Source organism: Flavobacterium bizetiae, assembly GCF_902804475.1.
In the GTDB taxonomy this organism is placed as follows: Bacteria; Bacteroidota; Bacteroidia; order Flavobacteriales; family Flavobacteriaceae; genus Flavobacterium; species Flavobacterium bizetiae.
This window is the reverse complement of the sequence record NZ_CADCSU010000179.1, coordinates 1-22,221: the sequence shown is the minus strand read 5'-3', so window position 1 is coordinate 22,221 and position 22,221 is coordinate 1. Positions and strand designations below refer to the sequence as shown.

The 22,221-nt window shown below is 33.4% G+C and carries 19 protein-coding genes; 8 read left to right on the top strand and 11 right to left on the bottom strand.

Annotated features, from left to right (window positions below; translation table 11 throughout):
• Nucleotides 1–160 precede the first annotated feature (160 nt).
• Entirely contained in the window at nucleotides 161–457 is a 297-nt protein-coding gene (locus FLACOL7796_RS22380; RefSeq protein WP_173972999.1) for a putative quinol monooxygenase, read from the bottom strand.
• A gap of 373 nt (nucleotides 458–830) precedes the next feature.
• Complete coding sequence (locus FLACOL7796_RS22375) at nucleotides 831–1,658, bottom strand: SAM hydrolase/SAM-dependent halogenase family protein (RefSeq protein WP_173972998.1); 828 nt, start codon at nucleotides 1,656–1,658, stop codon at nucleotides 831–833.
• A 317-nt stretch (nucleotides 1,659–1,975) separates the two neighbouring features.
• Here FLACOL7796_RS22375 and FLACOL7796_RS22370 point away from each other — a divergent pair, with 317 nt between their 5' ends.
• The 6 genes from FLACOL7796_RS22370 to FLACOL7796_RS22345 all read left to right on the top strand — a co-directional run bounded on the left by FLACOL7796_RS22370 (nucleotide 1,976) and on the right by FLACOL7796_RS22345 (nucleotide 9,000).
• Nucleotides 1,976–2,926, top strand: a complete 951-nt coding sequence (locus tag FLACOL7796_RS22370; RefSeq protein WP_072958604.1) for a PhoH family protein — start codon at nucleotides 1,976–1,978, stop codon at nucleotides 2,924–2,926.
• Nucleotides 2,927–3,165: 239 nt separating this feature from the next.
• Nucleotides 3,166–3,528, top strand: a complete 363-nt coding sequence (locus FLACOL7796_RS22365) for a DUF1801 domain-containing protein (RefSeq protein WP_173972997.1) — start codon at nucleotides 3,166–3,168, stop codon at nucleotides 3,526–3,528.
• A gap of 138 nt (nucleotides 3,529–3,666) precedes the next feature.
• The gene (locus FLACOL7796_RS22360; RefSeq protein WP_173972996.1) at nucleotides 3,667–4,497 is read left to right on the top strand and encodes a Cof-type HAD-IIB family hydrolase; all 831 of its coding nucleotides are present in this window, start codon (nucleotides 3,667–3,669) and stop codon (nucleotides 4,495–4,497) included.
• 206 nt (nucleotides 4,498–4,703) lie between these two features.
• Nucleotides 4,704–7,049: a S9 family peptidase gene (locus FLACOL7796_RS22355; RefSeq protein ID WP_173972995.1), complete on the top strand. Its 2,346-nt coding sequence runs from the start codon at nucleotides 4,704–4,706 to the stop codon at nucleotides 7,047–7,049.
• Between the two features lie 327 nt (nucleotides 7,050–7,376).
• Complete coding sequence (locus FLACOL7796_RS22350) at nucleotides 7,377–8,333, top strand: phosphoribosylaminoimidazolesuccinocarboxamide synthase (protein WP_173972994.1); 957 nt, start codon at nucleotides 7,377–7,379, stop codon at nucleotides 8,331–8,333.
• A 286-nt stretch (nucleotides 8,334–8,619) separates the two neighbouring features.
• Nucleotides 8,620–9,000 (top strand): ankyrin repeat domain-containing protein, encoded by a 381-nt coding sequence (locus FLACOL7796_RS22345; protein ID WP_173972993.1) that lies wholly within the window; start codon nucleotides 8,620–8,622, stop codon nucleotides 8,998–9,000.
• Between the two features lie 58 nt (nucleotides 9,001–9,058).
• Here the strand turns inward: FLACOL7796_RS22345 and FLACOL7796_RS22340 are convergent, their stop codons facing one another.
• The gene (locus FLACOL7796_RS22340; RefSeq protein ID WP_173972992.1) at nucleotides 9,059–9,598 is read right to left on the bottom strand and encodes an SRPBCC family protein; all 540 of its coding nucleotides are present in this window, start codon (nucleotides 9,596–9,598) and stop codon (nucleotides 9,059–9,061) included.
• Nucleotides 9,599–9,959: 361 nt separating this feature from the next.
• Between FLACOL7796_RS22340 and FLACOL7796_RS22335 the strand changes: the two genes are divergently transcribed.
• Nucleotides 9,960–10,340: an ankyrin repeat domain-containing protein gene (locus FLACOL7796_RS22335; protein WP_173972991.1), complete on the top strand. Its 381-nt coding sequence runs from the start codon at nucleotides 9,960–9,962 to the stop codon at nucleotides 10,338–10,340.
• A 176-nt stretch (nucleotides 10,341–10,516) separates the two neighbouring features.
• Here FLACOL7796_RS22335 and FLACOL7796_RS22330 read toward each other — a convergent pair whose 3' ends face one another.
• From FLACOL7796_RS22330 to FLACOL7796_RS22295, 8 genes are all read right to left on the bottom strand, one after another.
• On the bottom strand, nucleotides 10,517–11,119 hold the full coding sequence (locus FLACOL7796_RS22330) for a DUF2238 domain-containing protein (protein WP_173972990.1): 603 nt from the start codon (nucleotides 11,117–11,119) through the stop codon (nucleotides 10,517–10,519).
• A 145-nt stretch (nucleotides 11,120–11,264) separates the two neighbouring features.
• Nucleotides 11,265–14,363 carry an efflux RND transporter permease subunit gene (locus tag FLACOL7796_RS22325; RefSeq protein WP_173972989.1) on the bottom strand — a complete coding sequence of 1,033 codons (3,099 nt, stop codon included), beginning with the start codon at nucleotides 14,361–14,363 and terminating at the stop codon, nucleotides 11,265–11,267.
• A 59-nt stretch (nucleotides 14,364–14,422) separates the two neighbouring features.
• Nucleotides 14,423–15,688 carry a carbohydrate porin gene (locus tag FLACOL7796_RS22320; RefSeq protein WP_173972988.1) on the bottom strand — a complete coding sequence of 422 codons (1,266 nt, stop codon included), beginning with the start codon at nucleotides 15,686–15,688 and terminating at the stop codon, nucleotides 14,423–14,425.
• Between the two features lie 4 nt (nucleotides 15,689–15,692).
• Nucleotides 15,693–16,778, bottom strand: a complete 1,086-nt coding sequence (locus tag FLACOL7796_RS22315) for an efflux RND transporter periplasmic adaptor subunit (protein WP_173972987.1) — start codon at nucleotides 16,776–16,778, stop codon at nucleotides 15,693–15,695.
• A gap of 11 nt (nucleotides 16,779–16,789) precedes the next feature.
• Nucleotides 16,790–18,034: a TolC family protein gene (locus tag FLACOL7796_RS22310; RefSeq protein WP_173972986.1), complete on the bottom strand. Its 1,245-nt coding sequence runs from the start codon at nucleotides 18,032–18,034 to the stop codon at nucleotides 16,790–16,792.
• 83 nt (nucleotides 18,035–18,117) lie between these two features.
• The gene (locus FLACOL7796_RS22305) at nucleotides 18,118–19,479 is read right to left on the bottom strand and encodes a sensor histidine kinase (RefSeq protein WP_173972985.1); all 1,362 of its coding nucleotides are present in this window, start codon (nucleotides 19,477–19,479) and stop codon (nucleotides 18,118–18,120) included.
• Nucleotides 19,476–20,156, bottom strand: a complete 681-nt coding sequence (locus tag FLACOL7796_RS22300; protein WP_173972984.1) for a response regulator transcription factor — start codon at nucleotides 20,154–20,156, stop codon at nucleotides 19,476–19,478. Before FLACOL7796_RS22300 ends, FLACOL7796_RS22305 begins: the two co-directional genes overlap by 4 nt.
• Before the next feature lie 65 nt (nucleotides 20,157–20,221).
• On the bottom strand, nucleotides 20,222–21,310 hold the full coding sequence (locus tag FLACOL7796_RS22295; RefSeq protein ID WP_173972983.1) for a M42 family metallopeptidase: 1,089 nt from the start codon (nucleotides 21,308–21,310) through the stop codon (nucleotides 20,222–20,224).
• 81 nt (nucleotides 21,311–21,391) lie between these two features.
• Between FLACOL7796_RS22295 and FLACOL7796_RS22290 the strand changes: the two genes are divergently transcribed.
• Nucleotides 21,392–22,072 carry a DUF4294 domain-containing protein gene (locus FLACOL7796_RS22290; protein ID WP_173972982.1) on the top strand — a complete coding sequence of 227 codons (681 nt, stop codon included), beginning with the start codon at nucleotides 21,392–21,394 and terminating at the stop codon, nucleotides 22,070–22,072.
• Nucleotides 22,073–22,221: the final 149 nt, after the last annotated feature.

Genomic DNA, 22,221 nt, shown 5'->3' with positions numbered 1-22,221 from the left:
TCGTTTATTTATTTTTTCGCTTTCCTTGTGTGAATATATTTTTAACCGCAAAGAACGCAAAGCTTTTCTCAACGCTTTGCGAACTTGGCGTTTTCTATAAGGCTTACTTTAATATAATTCTTTGCGTTCTTTGTGGTTAAATTATCCCGGTTTTTAAGCATTATTTTAAACTTACCAATTTATCCACGCTCCACGCTTCTGGTTTTGCATTGAATAGTTTTTTTGTAAAATTCCAAACCGTATTAAAAAGCTCGGATTGTCTGTAATTCTCCAGATCTTCTTCGGTTTCCCAATAACTATAAGTAAAAAAGATGCATTTGTCATTTTTGTCCTGATACAATTCTAAAAAACGATTTCCTTCTGCATTTCGTATTTTGTCTTTCACACTTTCGAAATTTTCCAGAAAGTCAGGAATTTTTTCTTCGTGAAAACTCATTTTTACTATTCTAACAAACATATTATAATTTTAGATTGCTGATTTTATATTTTAGATTTTTTTTGAATCTAAAATTACTTCAGGTGCGCAAAAATACCAAAATTGGCGGTTCTTTTTAGGAAAAAGTAAAATATTCTAAAATCATCATTTTTTTAGATTCTAATAGATAGTAATATTTCAAACATAGCCCGTGGTTTCAACCACGGCGATGCAATGCACATAAGATGTGTTGCTATAATACGTTCCCTTGGTTGAAACCACGAGCTATGTTTATAATGTAATGGATGATTTTTTTATTTCTAGAGGGAAAAACAATATAGCGCGAGTATAACTCTCTAAAATCAACGAGTTGTTTAATCTAAAATCTACAATCTACAATCTACAATCTGAAATTTTAGTTGAATTTAATTGTAATTACATCTCGATAATTTAATCCCAATAAACTATTCGCAGAACCTACTTTAGAAGGATTGCTTCTAAAAATGGCGATTTCAAGAAATCCGGCTTCATTAAAAATTGCCAGTTTTTCTCCTTCATAAGTTTTGATAGGATACTTGTCAGAACTTGCAATAGCCGAATAATTAGGTAAAATTGTTTTGATGCTTCTTGGTTTCATTACGATTTCATAAGGGCGTCCTCGGGAAATTTCTAAAAACTGTTTTTTAGAAATATTAGTCACTACGTTTCCAAAATGATCAATGTAAATCACGTATCCTTTTATCGAACCGGCATCTGCTGCAATAACAGGTTGCAATTCGGTAATTTGTTTGATTTCTGTGATTTCTTTTCCAATAACATTCAGTAGTCCGCCTTTAGAAATGTGGCAGGCAACTTGTATAAAAATATCCAAATCACTTGATTCCTTCGGGAAACGATCGTGTATGTTGATGGCAACAATTTTTTGCGGAACAATTTTCTGCGTAAGCATGCTTAAAATACCATTATCAGCACATATAAAGTAATGATCGTTCCATTGCATGGCAATATGCTGATTTTCTTTATTGCGTTCGATATCTACACCAATTAAATGCACGGTACCTTTAGGAAAACTTAAATAAGATGCCCCAACGATGTAACTTGCCTCTGCATTATTAAAAGGATCAACATCATGCGAAATGTCAACAATTGTAGCTTCTGGATACTCAGATAAAATTTTACCCTTAAGCGAACCAACAAAGTGGTCCTTTAAGCCGTAATCGGTAGTAAGGGTAATTATTGACATAATTTTGTTTATAACTATTGGTAGTATATAAATCTAATTTTCATTAAATTTGAGAAATGCAAATCTAAGAATACTAAATGCAAATTGAAAGAAAGAAAAGACAAATTGCGATAAAATTATAGTAAACGTATATAGTAGTCCCAGTTTGCGGTTTCAGTTTTCAGTCTTTTAATAAAAACCTGATTTTACTTAAAATTTTAAGTAAATTTTAATCAATATTAAAAACTGAGATTGCGATCGTAAATGATAAACTAAAAAAATACCCGACAGCAATAGATTTACAAAACAAATTTATTTTTAATTTAAATTTATCTCATTTGAACGAAAGAATTATCGAGCTAATAGACATCGCTCCAAAAGACTTTTGGGGCGCTCAAGACACTCATCTTGAAATAATTAAAAAGTACTACCCAAAGCTTAAAATAGTAGCGAGAGGGACGACTTTGAAAGCATTTGGCGAAAAAGAAGTTTTAGATGAATTCGAAAAAAGATTTCAGAGGCTTATGCTTCACTTTACCCGATACAACAACATTGATGATAATGTAATTGAACGTGTAATTATGAGTGATGGTCAGGATGAAAGAAAATCATTAGACCATGACAAAATATTAGTTCATGGAGTTGGCGGTAAAATAATAAAAGCAATGACGCCTAACCAGCAGTTATTGGTAGATACCATCAAAAAGAATGATATGGTATTTGCAGTTGGCCCGGCAGGAACCGGAAAAACGTACACGGGTGTCGCAATGGCCGTTAAAGCGCTTAAAGATAAGGAAGTAAAAAGGATCATATTAACGCGACCAGCAGTAGAAGCAGGAGAAAATCTTGGTTTTTTACCTGGTGATATGAAAGAAAAACTTGATCCGTACATGCAGCCACTTTATGATGCTTTGCGCGATATGCTACCCAACGAAAAGCTCGAAGATTACATTTTAAAAGGAATTATTCAAATTGCGCCATTAGCTTTTATGCGTGGTCGTACACTTGATAATGCCTTTGTAATTCTGGATGAAGCACAAAACACGACGCATTCGCAAATGAAAATGTTTTTGACCCGTATGGGAAAAAATGCCAAATTCATGATTACGGGTGATCCGGGACAGGTCGATTTACCACGTAGAACTATTTCTGGTCTGAAAGAAGCAATTCTGGTTTTGAAAGACGTTGACGGCATTGGTATTATTTATCTTGATGATAAAGATATTGTACGTCACAGATTAGTCAAAAAGGTAATCGATGCTTACAAACAAATAGAAAATCACGATTAAGTTTTTAATTTTTTAAATGTCAAATGTAAATCGTAAAATGTGTTTTGATGTTTAATGATATTCGTTTTATACATATCTTTATAAAGGATTGTATAAAACGAATATTTTTTTTGATTAATGTTAGACAAGATATCGATAAAAGAATATTATTTTTTAGATGTTCTGTGTCATTAGGTCCAAAATATTGGTAGAAAAAAAATGAATTGAAGTGAAATTTAGTGTGCCGTAGGTATTAAAAAATGAAACAACTAGATGATTTTTACTTGAAACAAGAAGAACCTGTAAAAGGAATATTTCTCGCATTGAAAGAAATTATTCTAAAACAAGATCCTGATATTACCAATACTTTAAAATACGGAATGCCTTTTTTTTGTTATAAAGGAAAAATGTTCTGCTATTTATGGATGCACAAAAAAATCAAACAACCTTATTTAGCAATTGTAGAAGGAAAGCATTTTGATGAAGTTTTTTTGATTCAGGAAAACCGTTCAAGAATGAAAATTATGTTACTAAATACTGAAGAGGATTTGCCGTTGCAACAAATTGAAAACATAATACAGAAAGCTATAAATTTATATAAAACAGGCATTGTCAAAATTTAATTTATAAAAAAGCAATAGTTAAGCAAATAGTTAAATAAATAATAAACTTATTACAATTTAAGCTTTAAAGCCTTTTTATCTTTGCTCTTCTAGCGGTAAAGCCGTAAATTTGTGCATCAAAAATATTTGACCTTTAATATGACAAAATTAAAAAATATAAAAGTTGTAGTAAGTGACCTGGACGGAACTTTACTTAACCCACAGCATAGAATTTCAGATTATACTAAATCAATTTTTCAGGAACTTCACAATCAAAATTATCTTATTGTAGTAGCTACAGGACGTCATCATCTTGACGCGATGGCGATTATCGAAACTCTAGAAGTTCCGGTTTATTTGGTAAGCTCAAACGGAGCGAGAATACATTCACCAGAAAAAGAAGAATTATTTGCTTTCAATTTAGACAGTGACGTTGTAAAAGCAGCCTTAAATGTAGAAATAGATCCAGAAATCACGGTAGTTTTATTTAAAGAAAATGTTTGGCAAACCAATAAATGGAGCGAAAAACTAAATGCTTTTCAGGCAGATTTAAAATACCATCCTGAATTGGTAGATTATAAAAATCTGGAAGATTTTGGTGCCATTAAAATTTTCTTTTCATGCGATGATCACGAAAAATTAGTCAAATTAAAAGATGATATTTTGGCTCATTCGTCAGAACATTTGCATCATGCTTTTAGTTTGCCAACTTGCTTAGAATTCATGGACAAATCTATTGATAAAGCAGTCGCGATCGAGAGAGTTCTGGAGAAAAAAGGATTTACGCTGGATCAGGCAATTTCTTTTGGAGATGGTTTTAATGATGTGCAAATGTTATCGGCTTCAGGAAAAGGTTTAATCATGGGAAATGCTCCGGCATTATTAAAAGAAACCCTTCCTAATCTGGAAGTAATTAAAACCAATGCAGAAGATGGTGTGGCGGAATATCTAGCTTCAAAAATTTTGAATAAAGAATCTGTCGCCAGTTAATCAAAAGCAACAAATTTTTATAAATAGAGTATTTAGTTTAAAAATCTATTTTTAAACTTTTAATAAAATTAGGATCCTTGAAGATTATTCTTCAAGGATTTTTTTTGTTATTTGAATATTACGCAAAGAATTTCGCAAGCAAATAGTAAAAACATTTTTTTAATAATTCTCAAAGTGTATTTTTGTTAGATCAAAAAACTAATACCATGACAAAAAACATTTTTATCCTTGCCTTTTTAATTCTTTCAATTTCGGGCAAAAGCCAAACATTGAAATTAGAAGAGATAATGAAAGGCGAATCTTTTATTGGAAATCAACCCATAAACGGACGCTGGTCTCTGGATGGTAAAAAAGTTTATTTTGAATGGAATCCTAAAGATGAATTAGGCGCAAGCACTTATTCCTGGCAAAAAGGAGCAGCAAAACCGGTTTTAGTTGATCCAAAAGAAGCTGCTTTTTCTAAACAGGATTTTAAAAGAAAAACAAATTCAGATGTTGTTTATTATGTAGATAAAGGAGGTTTGTATTCATATACAATCAGCACAAAAGCGGTTAAAAAAATTATTCAGCAGAGTACGCCAATTTCTAATCTTGAATTGGGAGTAACTACAGGAATATTATTCTTTGAGCAAAACGATAATATATTCAAATACAATACAAAAGAGGGAACAGTTCTGCAAATAACCAACTTTAATAAAGGAATCAAAAAAGATAAAACTGAGGAAAAAGATTCTTTTTTAAAGACGCAACAAAAAGAATTATTCCAGTTTATTCGAGATGCAGCAGCTAAAAAAGAATGGAATCTTGCTAAAACCAAAGCAGTAAAATCTGATTTTGCTAAAGAATATTTTTATGGTAAAGATAATTTCTACAATCTAAAAGCAAATCCAAACGGAAATTTTGCGACTTTTAGTTTAGTTGAAGAACCTGAGGTTAAAAAAGAGAAAATGGAAGTTTTTGTAACAGATGACGGTTATAATAAAACTCCGGACACCAAAGAAAAAGTATCAACGGCAAATTTTGTAAAAACTAAATTCGGAATTTATTCTGTTGCAAAAGATACTGTTTACTATGTGAATTTTTCGAGCTTAAGTCATATTCAGGATGCTCCAAAGTATTATGAGTCGTATGATAATTTAAAAAATAAAGCAAAAGAAGATAAGCTAATTACAAGTCAGGCACCTGTTTATAACGAAGACGGATCTTTGGCAATTGTAGAAATCAGAAGTCAGGACAATAAAGACAGATGGCTGGTAAGTTTAAATCTTGACAACGGAACGTTTAAAGAAATAGAATATCAACATGACGACGCCTGGATTGCTGGTCCTGGGATTCCGTCATATTCTTTTGATTCAGGAGTTTTAGGTTTTCTGGCAGATAATGAGACCCTTTATTTTCAATCAGAAGCTACGGGATATTCTCATTTGTATACTTATAATTTAAAATCAGGTAAGAAAACGCAATTAACCAGCGGAAATTGGGAAGTTCGTGATGTGACTTTATCTAAAGATAAAAAAGCATTTTATTTAACGACAAATACAACTCATCCGGGAAATAGAAACTTTTATAAATTAGCTTCGACCGGAGGCGCTTTAGAACCAATTTTAACAAAAGACGGCGCACACGAAGTAGTAATTTCTCCTGACGAAAAATCACTTTTAGTTCGTTATTCGTATAAAAATATTCCTTGGGATTTTTATATTGCTGATAATAAAAAGAATACCACTTTGCAGCAAATCTCTTCATCTCAATCAGAAAGCTTTAAAAGCTATAAATGGAGAGAACCTGAAGTTATTACTTTTAAAGCACAAGACGGAACTCCTGTAAATGCGAGATTATATACTCCAAAAACCGAAAACGCCAATAAAGCAGCGGTGATTTTTGTTCACGGTGCGGGTTATTTACAAAATGCTCACAATTATTGGAGTAATTATTACAGAGAATATATGTTTCATAACATGCTGACTGATTTAGGTTATACTGTTTTGGATATCGATTATAGAGGAAGTGATGGTTACGGACGTGATTTTAGAACTGGTATTTACCGTTTTATGGGCGGAAAAGATTTATCTGATCATCTTGACGGAAAAAAAGTATTAGTAGAAAAATACGGAATCGACGCTAAGAGAGTAGGTATATATGGCGGTTCTTATGGTGGATTTATTACTTTAATGGGAATGCTTACAACTCCTGGTGAATTTGCTTCGGGCGCTGCATTGCGTTCTGTTACAGATTGGGCACATTATAATCACGGTTACACAGGAAATATTTTGAATTTCCCGGAAACGGATCCTGAAGCGTACAAAAAAAGTTCTCCTATTTATTATGCTGATAACTTAAAAGGAAATCTGGTAATGCTACACGGTATGGTTGATGACAATGTAGAATATAAAGACATCGTTCGTTTATCGCAACGTTTTATTGAGTTACAAAAGAAAAACTGGAGTTTAGCATCTTTCCCTGTTGAATCACACGGTTTTAAAGAAACGTATTCATGGATTGACGAATACAGCAGAATTTTGAATTTATTTAATTCGACGCTTGTTAAATAAGTTTTCAGTCTCAGTCTCAGTCTCAGTCTCAGTCTCAGTCTCAGTCTCAGTCTCAGTTTACAGTTTCAGTTTACAGTTGCAGTATTCAGTCATGGCGTAACATAGTTAATTGAATATTTTTGAAACACCAGAAAAAACTTTGTCAAAGTTAAAAACTTTGACAAAGTTGAACCAAGGACTTTGAATGTATACTTATTAAGCGCGATTGAAAACTGAGACTGTAAACCTAGACTGTAAACTGCGCCTGTAAACTGAGACTAAAAAACTTGCTTGCTCTTTTAATTAGTTTTAAATTTGCATTCATAAAAAACAACACAACTAACAATAATGAGCAATACAATCACAACTACAAATTTTAATTTTCCAGATCAGAAATCAGTTTACCGCGGAAAAGTGAGAGAAGTTTACAACATAAACGACGAGCTTTTGGTAATGGTAGCTACAGACAGGCTTTCGGCTTTTGATGTGGTTTTACCAAAAGGTATTCCGTACAAAGGGCAAATCTTAAATCAGATCGCGACCAGATTTATGGAATTAACTGAAGATATTGTACCAAACTGGTTGATTGCAACTCCGGATCCTAATGTTGCTGTTGGACATTTATGTGAGCCTTTTAAAGTAGAAATGGTGATTCGTGGTTATGTTTCAGGACATGCTGCTCGTGAATATGCTGCAGGAAAAAGACAAATTTGCGGTGTACCAATGGCTGAAGGATTGAAGGAAAATGATAAATTTCCTGAACCTATTATTACGCCAACTACAAAAGCGGATAATGGTTCTCATGACGAAGATATTTCTCGTGAAGATATTTTGGTTAAAGGAATTGTGACTGAAGAAGATTATATTGTTTTAGAAAAATATACACGTGATTTATTTCAGAGAGGAACTGAAATTGCTGCAGAACGCGGATTAATTTTAGTAGATACAAAATACGAATTTGGTAAAACAAAAGAAGGAGTTATTGTTTTAATTGATGAAATTCACACACCAGATTCTTCTCGTTATTTCTATGCTGACGGATATCAGGAAAGACAAGATAAAGGCGAAGAACAAAAACAATTATCAAAAGAATTTGTACGTCGTTGGTTGATCGAAAATGGTTTTCAGGGTCAGGACGGGCAACAAATTCCGGATATGACAGATGCTTATATAGAATCAGTTTCTGAAAGATATATTGAATTATATGAAAATATTTTAGGAGAGAAATTCGTAAAAGCGGATATCGCTAATATTGATCAGCGTATCGAAAAAAATGTAATTGAATATCTTAAGAATAAAGAATAATTTTTTGGTTTAAGTGAATATTTAAATCATAAGTTATTAAAATAAAAATGCCTTGTTATACTAATAGCAAGGCATTTTCTTTTGCGTAAATTGATAAAAAAGCGAAAAAAAAGAAGTAAAGAGAAATGCAATTTGGAGTTTATTCGGGTTGCTTTTTTTATTTTTTTTGCATTTGGGTGTAACTTATTTGGTTGTTTGGTAGACTAATAGAGTAATCAAAAAAAATAAAAATGTCATTTTAGCATTAATTTAATTTTTATCATCAATCATATAATCATCAATCAACATGAAAAAATCAGTAATTATTTTAGCTGTAGCGCTAGCTATGTCTACAAGCGTATTAAATGCGTCGAATATCAGGCAAGTAGTAAAAGATCCAATCGATTCTCCTGCTTATGAAGTATCATCTCTACATTACGCCGTATGTGCGGGAGACATTGAAAGTGTTAAAAAATTAATTGCATACGGAGTCAATCTCAATAAGGTGATTAGGGATATGTCACCGTTAATGCTGGCAGCCCGTTTTAATAAATTTGAAATTGTTGAAATTTTATTGGCCAGTGGCGCTAATCCCAGGATCGAGAATGAAAAAGGCTTAAGAGCAATACATTATGCAGAGTACGCAAAAGCAACCGAATCTATTGCAATGTTAAAAAACGCAAAATAAGAATAACAAAAAAGCATCAGTTACAACTGATGCTTTTTTATTTTTAAAAATGTGTAGATTATTCTTCTAGTTTATCTTTTAGATTTTCAAGACCTTTTTGTAAATCGTTACCAATCATCTGATCCATTTTCATCATGGGCAGCATGATATTCATCGGGTAGGGGATAACGCCACTAATTCCCCATTTTACTTTAGTTTGATTTCCCGCAACAGTTTCTGTAGACATGAATCCCACAGCGGTATCTTCCATTGGTTTTTTGAAACGTAAAGCAAAATCAATGCGTTTACCTTCTGTTATATTGGTAATTTCCTGTTCGCCAACGCCAACTTCTTTTACGTCACTTTCCCAGGCAGATTTTGAACCCACAGCTCCGTCATTTCCTGAATAGGTTACTTTCATTTTCGGATCAATGTTAGCCCAAACGCTAAATTCGTTTTGGTTTTTTAAATATTTTACATAGTTAAAAACACTATCAACAGGTTTGTTTATTGTTATTTCTCTTTCGACAGCATAATTCTTAGGCATAAAATAAGCTGCAACCAGAACAATAGCCAGAATCAGAATCAGGATTACCAGAATTTTTTTGATGATTCCCATAATTTATAATTTAAAGGTTATTAATTGTTTTTTTGTTTTTGGATGTTATATAACAAGCTCATTTTAGAGGCGTTATATTAAGTAAAGTTAAAAAAAACTAAAGTCTTGGATTTATGATATTAAAATTTTTTTGAAGTTTTTTTAAATTAATTACTTTTTCACTGTAACATTTTTGATATTATGGCGTCTATTGTATAGAAGCTTAATTGAAGTAACATAGATTTTACCTTTGCCCGGCGTTTGTTACTCGAAAGTTAAGAATTAGTTAAAACATGGTACTTTGTTATGCATAATACAAGAAATAGAATTACATTTACATAGAAATTAAAAATCATCATTAATCAATCAACAATCAATCATTATGAAAAATTCAATCATTTATTTAGGAGTAGCTTTAGTAGCATTTGCAAATGTTTCAATGGCATCAAATCAAACATCATTTGTACAACCACAAATGGAAATCGTACACAGTTTCTCAACTCCACTAAATGTGGCAGTTAGTAAAGGAGATCTTGAATTTGTTAAAAAACTAATAGAATACGGAGCTGACGTAAACCAATTATCTGAGGATTTGTCTCCATTAATGATAGCAGCACGCTATAACAAAGTAGAGATTATAAAAGTTTTATTAGCAAACGGAGCAAATGCATCTGTTAGAAATGATAAAGGATTTACAGCTTTAAAATATGCACAACTATCAAACGCAGCAGAGGCTATTGCTCTTTTGAAAGACATAAAATAAAAGTTTAAATCTAGTTTTGAGTTAGTATACAAAAACGACCTTCATTGAGCAGTAGGTCGTTTTTTTATTGGATTATTTTTAGCCCCGATGGGAGGGAAAATCCTTTTGCTTTTTTCTTTAAAAAGCAAAAGATTTGGAAGGACAGCGGGAAATAGCTCCTAAAAAATAGATGATTCTTAAAAGTCTATTTTTTGAATTTCTTTGTCTTGTATTTTAGAGAATAGAATCAACCCTGCAATTGCACCAATAGTGGCAAAAAGCATATCAGATTGTGTGTCCCAGACATAACCCTGAGTTCCTAAAAACGCATCGCCGCCATCTCCGGTTGCGATAGATACAAACCATTCGATAAATTCGTACGTTGCACTTATAGCAAGACAAATGGATACTATAATAAAGTTGAAAAAACTTTGATTATTGATTACCTTTTTACGAATAAATAATTCTCTTATGATCATTGCCGGCACTAGACCCTGTGCAAAATGACCTACTTTATCATAGTTATTTCTGCTTTGATGAAAAACCTCTTTGATGTAATCAAAAAACGGAACTTCGGCATACGTATAATGTCCGCCAATGAATAAAATGATACAATGAATTAAGATCAGGGTATAAGTGAAATTGGTAAATCGAAACTTTTTGAAAGTAAAAACCAAAATCAGAAAACCAATAATAGCCGGAATGACTTCAAGAAAACAAGTAAATCCTTCTTTTGGATTAATTACTGAAGCGATACATGAGATGAAAAATAGGGTAACTAGAAAATAAATATATTTCATAAGGTTTTGTCTGTAATAAAAATAGTACGCAATATAGTGAACTAATAGTTATCTAAATTAAAAAAAGCACCATTAAAAATAATGATGCTTTTTTCTTTCAAACCTAATCAAATTAATTTAACCAATTAATCTATCTTAAATATCGTTATTCGATTGGAATATCTTTTTTTCTGTTGAACACCCAGAAGATAATAGGGAATACCAGAAGCGTTAACACGGTGGCTGTAATTAATCCTCCGATAATCACAATGGCTAATGGTTTTTGAGATTCAGAACCAATTCCAGTTGAAATTGCTGCTGGCATTAAACCTATAGACGCCATAAGCGCAGTCATTACTACGGCTCTTGTTCTGGCTTTTACGCCCATAAATATAGATTCTTCGAGTGTGAATTTTGCTTTTAAATTATGATGAAATTCGGATATCAGAATAACTCCATTTTGGATACAAATTCCCAGTAAGGCAATAAAACCAACACCTGCCGAGATTCCGAAATTCATTCTGGTAAGATGCAAAGCGATAATTCCTCCGATAATTGCAAACGGAACATTGGCTAAAACCAACAATGAATCTTTAATATTTCCGAATAGAATAAACAAAAGAACAAATATTCCAATTAAACTGATAGGTACAACCTGAGCTAAACGAGCGCTGGCACGAACCTGATTTTCAAATTCACCTGTCCAGCCTACAGTATATCCTGTTGGCAATTTCATTTTAGCGACTTTTGCCTGTGCTTCTGCAATAGTACTTCCTAAATCTCGGTCACGAACAGAGAATTTTACCCCAATAAAACGTTTGGTATTGTCTCTGTAAATGAATGCAGGACCTGTAATGGTTTTTAAGTCACAAATTTCTTTTAAAGGAATTTTAATTCCGCTGATGGTAGGAACTTTAAGTTCGGCAATATCATTTTCGTCTTTACGGTATTCTTTAGAAAAACGAACTCTGACGTCGAATTTTTTGTCATCTTCATATTTTTCAGTAGCTGTTTTTCCTCCAAAAGCTAATTCTAAAACGGCTTGCGCATCACTTAATGTTACGCCATAAGCTGCCATTTTATCTCTGTCAAGTACAACGCTAATTTCCGGCTGACCAACATTTCGCAGAATTCCGGCATCTTTTATACCGGGAATATTTTTTATCTGAGCCAGGACTTCATTCGACAATTCGTCTAATTTATCGAGATCGTCTCCATAAATTTTAACGGCATTTGAGGCTTTAAAACCAGCTACAGATTCGGCTACGTTATCAATTACGGGTTGCGAATAATTATACGTAATTCCCTGGTGAACTTTTAGCTTTTCATCCATTTGATTAATTAAATCATCCATACTTATTTTTCGTTTCCATTCTGATTTTGGTTTTAAATCAACCTGAAGCTGTATAAAACCGAAACCATTAGGATCCGTTCCGTCATTACTTCTTCCGGTTTGCGATAAAACATTTTTTACTTCAGGAAAACTTTCGAGATCTTTTCTAATAATGGCCGCGGTTTTGACACTTTCGGGCAATGACGTACTCATTGGTAATTCGGCGGTTACCCATAAAGCTCCTTCATTTAATTGTGGTAAAAATTCTGTTCCTAAAAAAGTAGCAGAGAAAAATACAACAGCCAAAAGCGAGATAGAACCAATAAGGGTCTGTACTTTATGTTTGAATGTCCAAGCGAAACTTTTGCTCACAATTCGATTCCAGAAATTTACAAACGGATTGTTTTTTTCTTTTACATTTTTATTTAAAAGAATATGCGATAAAACAGGAACCAATGTCAAGGTAAAAAGTAACGCGCCCATTAAAGCAAAACCTAAAGTATAGGCCAGGGGAGAGAACATTTTTCCTTCGACTTTCTGAAACGAGAATATGGGCAATAAGGCGGTTATAATGATTAATTTCGAGAAGAAGATGGCTTTACCCATTTCAGCTCCGGTTTTCTTGATAAGACTACCTTTTGCAATTTTATTATAAGCTGTCATACCCAATTGATGCGCCCGATGATCTAATACTACAAATAATCCTTCGACCATAACGACGGCACCATCTATAATAATCCCGAAATCGACCGCACCTAAACTCAGTAAGTTGGCGCTCATTCCCATCATTTTTAAACATAAAAACGCGAATAGTAAAGACAACGGAATAACAATCGAAACAGTAAAAGTAGTTCTCCAGTCGGCCATGAAAAGAAACACGACGCAGGTAACCAGAATAATTCCTTCGAATAAATTATGCATTACAGTTTCGGTCGTGAAATTCATCAAATTATCACGATCGTAAAAAGTCACTAATTTGATATCTTTTGGAAGAACATTATCATTCAGGTCTTTGATTTTAGCTTTAATCAAGGCCAATGTTTCCTGCGGATTTTCTCCTTTTCGCATTACAATAATACCTTCGACAACATCATCATTATTAGCCAAACCAGTTTGACCAACGCGAGGCATGGCACTTTCATAAACGGTCGCTAAATTCTTGACCAAAATTGGGTTTCCGTTAGCATCGTCTACAATAATATTTTCGATATCCTGAATCGATTTTAAAAGTCCAACTCCGCGAACCACAAAAGCCTGACCGTTTTTTTCGATAATATCTCCACCCACATTCAGGTTTCCTCCGTTTACAGCATTATAAACCTGAAGAGGGGTAATGTTATATTTTGCTAGTTTTATTGGATCAACACCAACTTCGTAGGTTTTAGTTTGACCTCCAAAAACATTTAAATCGGCAACGCCGGGAACAGAACGGAGTTGTTTGTCGATTACCCAGTTTTGGTAGGTTAATAATTCCCTACTGTCTCTGCTATCGCTTTTTACAATATACCTGAAAATTTCACCCGTAGGACCATAAGGGGGCTGAACATCTGGTTCGACATCATCCGGAAGGGAGACATTTTTTAATAAATTGTTGACCTGAAGACGCGCAAAAGTATCGTCGACACCATCATCAAAAATAATTTTAATAACCGATAAACCAAACATCGTAATACTACGAACGCTGGTCTTTTTTTGTACCGAGTTCATGGAGATTTCGATAGGCGAGGTTACAAAACGTTCTACTTCTTCGGCGCTTTTTCCGTTCCATTGCGTGATGATGATAATTTGAGTATTGGTTACATCAGGAAAGGCATCGATTGGCATATTTTTGAAAGAAATAAATCCGGCGACTGCCAATAATCCTACCCAGAAAAAGGTAAACGCTTTGTTCTTAAGCGAAAAAGCAATAATATTTCTTATGAATTTGTTCATTTTAAAAAGTATTTTAAATGATGATTTTTTATTTTTTAAATTATATTTTCATTTTAAGCTTAGAACTCTGTATGGAATCGTAATGCAAAAAACTGAATCGGGCCCCGATCTTTATTATATCCCGGATTCATGGCAAACTGATAATCTGGCGAAAGCGTGATATGTGTGTTAGGCACTAAAAACGAATAGAAAACTTCTACGATTTGTTCTACTCCATAATTTAAATTTCCGTCACCAATCATAAAACCATTTCCTCCTAATTTTTGGTATTTTTCATGTGGGTTTGATAATCCGTTTGCTACTACAGCAATGCCGGCAAAATCATCCGGACGGTTCCACATTTTTCCTTGTAAACTCGCGCCTAATTGCGCAGATCTGTCAATTTCTGTAAATGCCCAGGTTTCATTTTTACCATCATTGTAACTCATTCTTGCAAAAAGCCCCCAATTATCTCCGTGTGTATAATCCATATTTAAACCAATACCATATTTAGTACGACCGTTTTGTCTTGTACTTTTGATATCAGGAGTAGTTACAAAAATTGAATTAGCTTCGTCATAATTTCCCATTCCAGCCACATTTCGATATCCTAATAGTTTAATTGTACTGGTATCATTGTTTTTAAAGACTACCTTTTTCTCAATTTCGAGATTTATAGCATTAGAATCTTTAAAACTAAATTCAACATTTGGCCCGTTGGCATAAGTGGGTAAAGCGCTTAAAGAACCTCGTACCTGCCAGCTGTCAAATTGATAGTTAGCATATAAACCATCTGTATATCCGCGAGTATTTGCTGCATAATCCCAGGCTCCGTAAGTCATTAAGGCCCAGTTTAAAAATTGTGTTCTCGGATCGTGAGAATAAGTGTTGTTATCGAAATAGTCTGATAGTCCAAATTTCCCGAAAACCAATTGTAACGATCTATTACTTTTAAATTGAAACTTTTGCTCTAAAAGCATTCTGGCAACATAAACTACTGGTTTGGAATCTCCAATTCTAAAGGTTTCTCCGTTAGGAAAACCACCTAATCCTTTGGCCTGAGACAAACCTTCTCCTCCTGACATTTCAGGATTAAAAGTTATGGTTGCACCTTTCCAGAGCAGAACATCAAGATATAAAGTTGATGTTAATGATAAAGCCCCTTCGTCTTCCGGAGACATACTATTTGTTCCTGAATAATCGGCATGAAAAGCTGGGTGATATTGGTAGATAGAGGTCATTTGAAATTTCAGACTATATTTTCGTATCGAATCTGTTTCTTGCGAAAAGGATAGTGTTGAAATAAATAACGTTGCAAAACTCAATATTTTTACAGATTTCCCCATTTAATTATTCGTTTAGTGCGCGATAAATAAATAACTGATTATTGGTAATTACTTTTTCATTTTCTTTTAATCCTTTAGAGATATAAGTTGTTTCACCAACAACTCTGTATACGTCTACTTGTCTCGTCTCGATGTTATTACGATCTTTAAAAATCATAACAAAGTTTTTGCTTTTATCAAAAACAATCGCTTTACTAGGTACGGCTATCATAGACTCTCCTTCGCTGTAAGAAAGCTTAATATTAGCATTCATATCAGGTTTTAGCATATAACCGGGATTGTCTAATTTGATACGTGCCTGCATTGCTTTGGTTTCCGGATCGATAACATTGAAGATTTTATCGACTTTTCCTTTAAAAACTTTATCAGGATAACTTAGTGTAGTAACATCAGCATCGATACCTAATTTTACTTTATTAATGTCAATTTCATTAATGTTAGCCAATGCCCAAACTTCGCTAATCTCAGCAATATCAAAGATGTTTTCAGAACGATCGTTTCTTAAAAGCATATCTTGATTAATACTTTTTTGAATGATAAAACCGCTAATAGGAGCTGTTACTTCATAAATAGAACCCGCTTTAATATTATAAATTTTATACGTTTCCTGAACTTTACTTAATTGAGATTGGGCTTTGTTTACTTCAGATTTTGCCTGAAGAACATCACTTTCAGAATTTAATTTTCCGTCAAATAATTCCTGAGCTACTTTCAATTGATTCTTTGCTACCAATAAATCGTTTTTAGCATCTATAGATTGTTTCTCAAAATCAGCAATGTCGGTACTTTTTATAGTTGCCAGAACCTGTCCTTTTTTAACATAATCCCCAAGTTCTACATTTACTTTAATTACGTTTCCGCCAACGAGTGGGTAAACATCGATCATTTTATTGTTATCGGCTGTGATTTTTCCGTAAAAACTCAATACATTTTTTACCGGTTGAGTTTGTGCTTCTGCCGTTGTAGTTGTCTTTAGCATGGCATCGCTTAAAGCAAAAGAGGTGTTAGTATCAGGATTTTCGACTTCCTTTTTGCAGCTTGCAATTGATAAACTCACAAGAGCAATTCCTATAATTAGTTTATATTTCATTTTGTTTAGTTTTAGAATAAGTCTTTGTTGATGGTACTATTTAGTTCTTCGCCTGAAAGCACTACTTTTTTCTTTAATTCATTAACCTGAATCGAAGCCTGATTGTAGCTTTCCATAAAATCAGTAAATTCTAATAAACTGATGTTTCGTTTCTGAAAGTTGGTCAGGATTCCGTTATAAACCGCTTCAAAATCAGAATTAACAGTAGGCTTTATGACCACATAGTTTTTACGGGATTCATCCCATTTGTTCCATGCCGATGTAATTTCGGTTTGCAGTTGCAAGTCAAAATTTTGCTTTTCAACTTTTGATTGTTCTAAAATGGTTTTCGCATATTTTATATTCCCCTTGTTTTTGTTCCAAAGCAGTAACGGAATTCCAAGTGTCAAATTAGCCTCTCTGTTAAATGCTCCACTACGTTGGTCGTAATTCGCACCAACCGTAATGTCAGGAAAAGCAAGTGCTTTTTGCCATTTTACATTGATTTCATTCGCTTCGATATCCTTTTGCTTGGCTAAATAATCCGGACGATTGGCAATCGCATCATCCTGAAATAATTTAAGATCAAAAGGAATTGTCACGAGATATTTATTAAACTCTTCTTTAGAAACTTCCGGCGTAACATTTTCAGCTGAATTTAATAATAGCTTTAAATTAGCTTGTTCCTCAATATTTTCATTCACAACTTCCATACGCTCGTTTTTAAAATTCAGGTAGAGCGATTGCAAACGAACAAGATCTCTTAAAGGAATATTACCCTTTTGAACCTGAACAGAATAGGAATTGATCAAGTCTTCGATATGAGCAAGCTGATTGTCTGTGGTTTCAAGACTTTTTTTGTTGTAGTAAACCGTAAAAAAGCTTTTTCGCAGTTGTAGTTTTAAAGTTCTTAATAAATCATTAAACTGTAACTCGGCCAATTGTTCATTGGTTTGTGCTAACTTAATTTCGTTGCGCTTTTTTCCGCCAAGATAAATTAGCTGCTCGATTCCAAAAGCTTTTTGTCCCTGTTTGCCAATATCAAAATATTGATTCCTTTCAGGGTTGTAAGCATTTAACTCTGCCGTAAGCGATGGATTGTCCCAAATTTTCGCCTGAATTGTTAGCGCTTTCGAAGCATCGATATTGTATTGTGATGCCAGCAAAAAGAGGTTGTTTTTAAGAAATTGGCTTTCACAGTCTTGAAGGGTGACTGTTTTTTGAGCCAAAACTACAGGACCGAGAAGTACAAGTAGGAATGCACAGAGTTTTCTCATTGTATTATTTTTAATTATACAAATATGCTATCACTAGACTTTAAGACACCTTAAAATCTACCTTAAAAATACCTTAAAATAATTTATAAATGAAAAAATAATTGAAATAAATTCGTGTTAATCTTTGGAACACTGTAGGTTATAGATGCATTATGAAGTGTTAAAATGCGCTGAACTATACGTAATCCAAGGCCAAAACCTGAAGTACCTTTAGAATTTTTACCACGCATGAAAGGTTGAAAAAGATTTTTTTGCTCTTCTTCGTTTAAAGTTTCTCCCGTATTCGAAACGGAAATAATAAGATTGTTATCCTGAGTACTAATAACAACTTTTGCCTGTTTGTTGTCTGAGTAAACACAAGCGTTTTTTAACACATTGCTTAAAGCAATTTCCAGTAAATTTTTATTGCCTTTTATTTCTAAGGCAACATCTAAATTATCATTTTCTTCTATATCAAATAAAATAACAAATTCAGGATAAGTTTTATTCAGATTCTCAATCGCCGAAAACAATATTTCATCCATACGATGAACTTCGTTGTTTTCGTGATTTTTGTTGTCTATTTTAGATAAAATCAACAACGAATTAATTAATTCTGTCAATTGATTTACATCAGATAAAATGTTCTTTAAAAAACTTTTTCGTTCATTGCTTGTTTTAGTATCAGCAATTACGTTTTCTATCTGAGAAGTAATTCTCGACAAAGGAGTTCTCAGTTCGTGAGAAGCATTTGCGGTAAATTCCTTTTGTCTTTGATAAGAGATTTCAATTCTATCCATCATAAAATTGAATTCATTGGCAATCAAGTCAATTTCATCCTTATTTCTTTTAGACTCTACACGAGTATCAAGATTATTTTCGTTGATGTTTTTTATTTTTTGATGAAAAGTATTCAGCGGACTCATCAACTTTTTTACAGTAATAGAAGTAACTACCCAGCAAATACATGTAAAAAAAATATAAGATACTATTAGAGTATATCTTAAAAACAGCAATCTTCGCTGACCAAAATTATCCGTTGCCGAAATTAAAGCATAAAAATCCCTGTCTTTTGTATCATAAAAAACACCGTAAACCTCATAGTTTCCTTGTTTTTTAAAAAAAGTCTTATTCTTTTTTAAATACTTTAAATCATCAACCGACCATTTTATTTTTGCATCATCAATACTACTGTAAATCAGTTTGTAATTAGAATCAAAAACCAGCGTTTTCTCATCGTACAACTTATTAATCGAGTTTTGATCAATCATCTTCAAAAGCTGATTGTCGATTTCCTTTACATTTACAAGAAGTTTAATGTTAGAAAGCGCCTTAATTTCAAGACGATCTCTAAACTCGTCTTTTCTAAAATTAGAATATAAAACAAATATCAAAGTAGAAGCCAACCCAAAAAGGATTGTAAATAATAAGCTTACTAAAAGTGATATCCGGTTTTTTAATGTCATTCCTGATCGCTCAAATAATATCCATAACCGACTTTGGTTCGGATAAGTTTTGTTTCATGGTCTTTATCAATTTTCTTTCTCAAAAAATTAATATAAACCTCAATCGTGTTCTGATTCGTTTCGATATGATAATCCCAAAGTTTTTCGGCTATAAACTGTTTCGACAGCACTTTTCCTTTGGCATGAGCCAAAATCAAAATCAGTTTAAATTCCTTAGGAGTAAGTTTGATTTCTTCGCCAGAACGAAAAACCTTCATATCATCTTCTAAAATTTCTAAATCCTGAATCGTGATCTTTTTCTCCATCTGCTGCGGAATATCCTTTCGTCGTAACAAAGAAGAGATTCGGGCATACAATTCCTTAAAATGAAAAGGCTTAACCAGATAATCATCAGCGCCGCTATCAAAAGAAGATAATTTATCGTCTATTTCGCTAAAAGCTGTTAGCATGATAATAGGAGTCTTTTTATCCACCTCACGAATACCCTTGCAGACATCAATTCCGTTAGTTCCGGGAACATTGATGTCAAGAACAATTAAATCATATTCGTACGGAAAATACTTTTTCAATAATAAAGAACCATCATAATAAGGGAAACACTCGAATCCTTTTGTGGTAAAAAATGCGGAGATTTCTTTAGATAAAGTAAAATCATCTTCGAGTAATAGTATCTTCATTCAGTTTTATATTTGCAAATTCGGTCATTTGTAACAACAACCGAATTCGCGTTTTCAATCAGTTCTTATTTAAAATAAGAAAAAGTTTCATTGTTTTCAATTTTCAATAACGATTCATAAATCAGCTGAATCACATTTTCAACATCTTCTCTATGAACCATTTCTACTGTTGTATGCATGTATCGCAAAGGCAAAGAAATCAATGCCGATGCTACACCGCCGTTACTGTAAGCAAAAGCGTCAGTATCAGTTCCTGTAGCACGCGAAGTAGCATGACGCTGAAACGGAATTTTATTCTCTTCGGCAGTATCTACAATTAAATCACGTAATTTATTTTGTACCGCCGGAGCATAAGCAATAACTGGACCTTTACCCATTTTAAGATCACCTTCAACCTTTTTATCAATCATAGGCGTAGTCGTATCATGGCAAACATCAGTAACAATAGCCACATTAGGCTTAATCGTCTGCGCGATCATTTCAGCACCACGAAGACCAATTTCCTCCTGAACAGAATTCACGATGTATAAACCAAACGGAAGTGTTTTGTTGTTTTCTTTTAATAAACGAGCTACTTCGGCAATCATAAAACCACCCATTCTGTTATCGATCGCACGGCAAACAAATTTATTCTCGTTCAAAATCATGAATTCATCCGGATATGTAATCACACAACCCACATGAACGCCCATTTCAAGAACCTGTTCTTTAGTTTCGCAACCTAAATCAATAAAAATATTGCTAATTTTTGGAGACTCTTCCTTATCGCGCAAACGAGTATGAATCGCCGGCCAGCCAAAAACACCTTTTACGATTCCTTTTTTAGTATGAATATGAACCCTTTTCGATGGCGCAATCTGATGATCAGAACCACCATTACGAATTACATACAACAAACCATCATCAGTAATATAGTTTACATACCATGAAATTTCATCCGCGTGCCCCTCAATAACGACTTTAAAAGGCGCATCAGGATTAATAACCCCCACGGCAGTTCCGTAAGTATCCGTAATAAAAGTGTCTACATAAGGTTTCAAATAATTCATCCAAAGTTTTTGCCCTTCACTTTCGTAGCCAGTAGGAGAGGCGTTATTTAGGTAGCTTTCCAGGAAAGCAATCGAGGTATCTTTTAAGATAGATTCTGTGCTCATAAAAATATTTTTTTGCTAATTTATAAATTTGGTATTAGAGTTGTATATAAATATATAATTTTACACTTAAATTATGATTCAATGAGATTTACCTACTGCATTTTATTCTTTATATTGATTTCGTTAACCGGTCAGGCTCAGGTTACCACCAAAGAAAACCAACAAATGGGTTATATATTAACCGAGCAGGACTCTATTTTAAACGATACAATCCAATTGCCTGAGATTATTATTTCGAAAGAAAAACTAGATCCCGAAGCGCAAAAGCAATTCCTGATCCTTCAAAACAGGGTGTATAAAGTTTATCCCTATGCAAAATTAGCCGCAGATAGGTTAACAGCTCTAAATAGCGGAATGGCACGTCTAAAAACCAGCCGTGAAAAGAAAAAGTATTTCAAAATTGTAGAAGACTACCTTAATAATGAATTCGAAGAAAGACTTAAAAAACTTTCCCGTAAACAAGGTCAAATTCTGGTAAAGCTAATACACAGACAAACCGGTATCACAACATACGAATTAATCAAAACCCTAAAAAGCGGTTTCAAAGCCTTTGTATCCAATACCACAGCCAATTTATTCGACATTAGTTTAAAAACCGAATACAAGCCCTATGAAGTCAACGAAGACTATCTTATAGAAACCATTCTTCTCAGAGCATTTGAATCCGGACGCCTTGCTAACCAAAAATCCGCAAATCCCGTAAACTACGACGACCTAATGAATCATTGGGAAGCAAAAGCAAAAACACTCAATAAAAAATAGCCTCCTATATATAAGGTAAAATTTCAACCCCCCAAACCCGACAGTTTAAAAAAAGCTGTCGGGTTTATTTTTTTTATACATCATATATAAGAGCAACTATTGTCCGGCTGAGCGAAGTCGAAGCCTTTGGAATTTGGAATTTGGAGTTT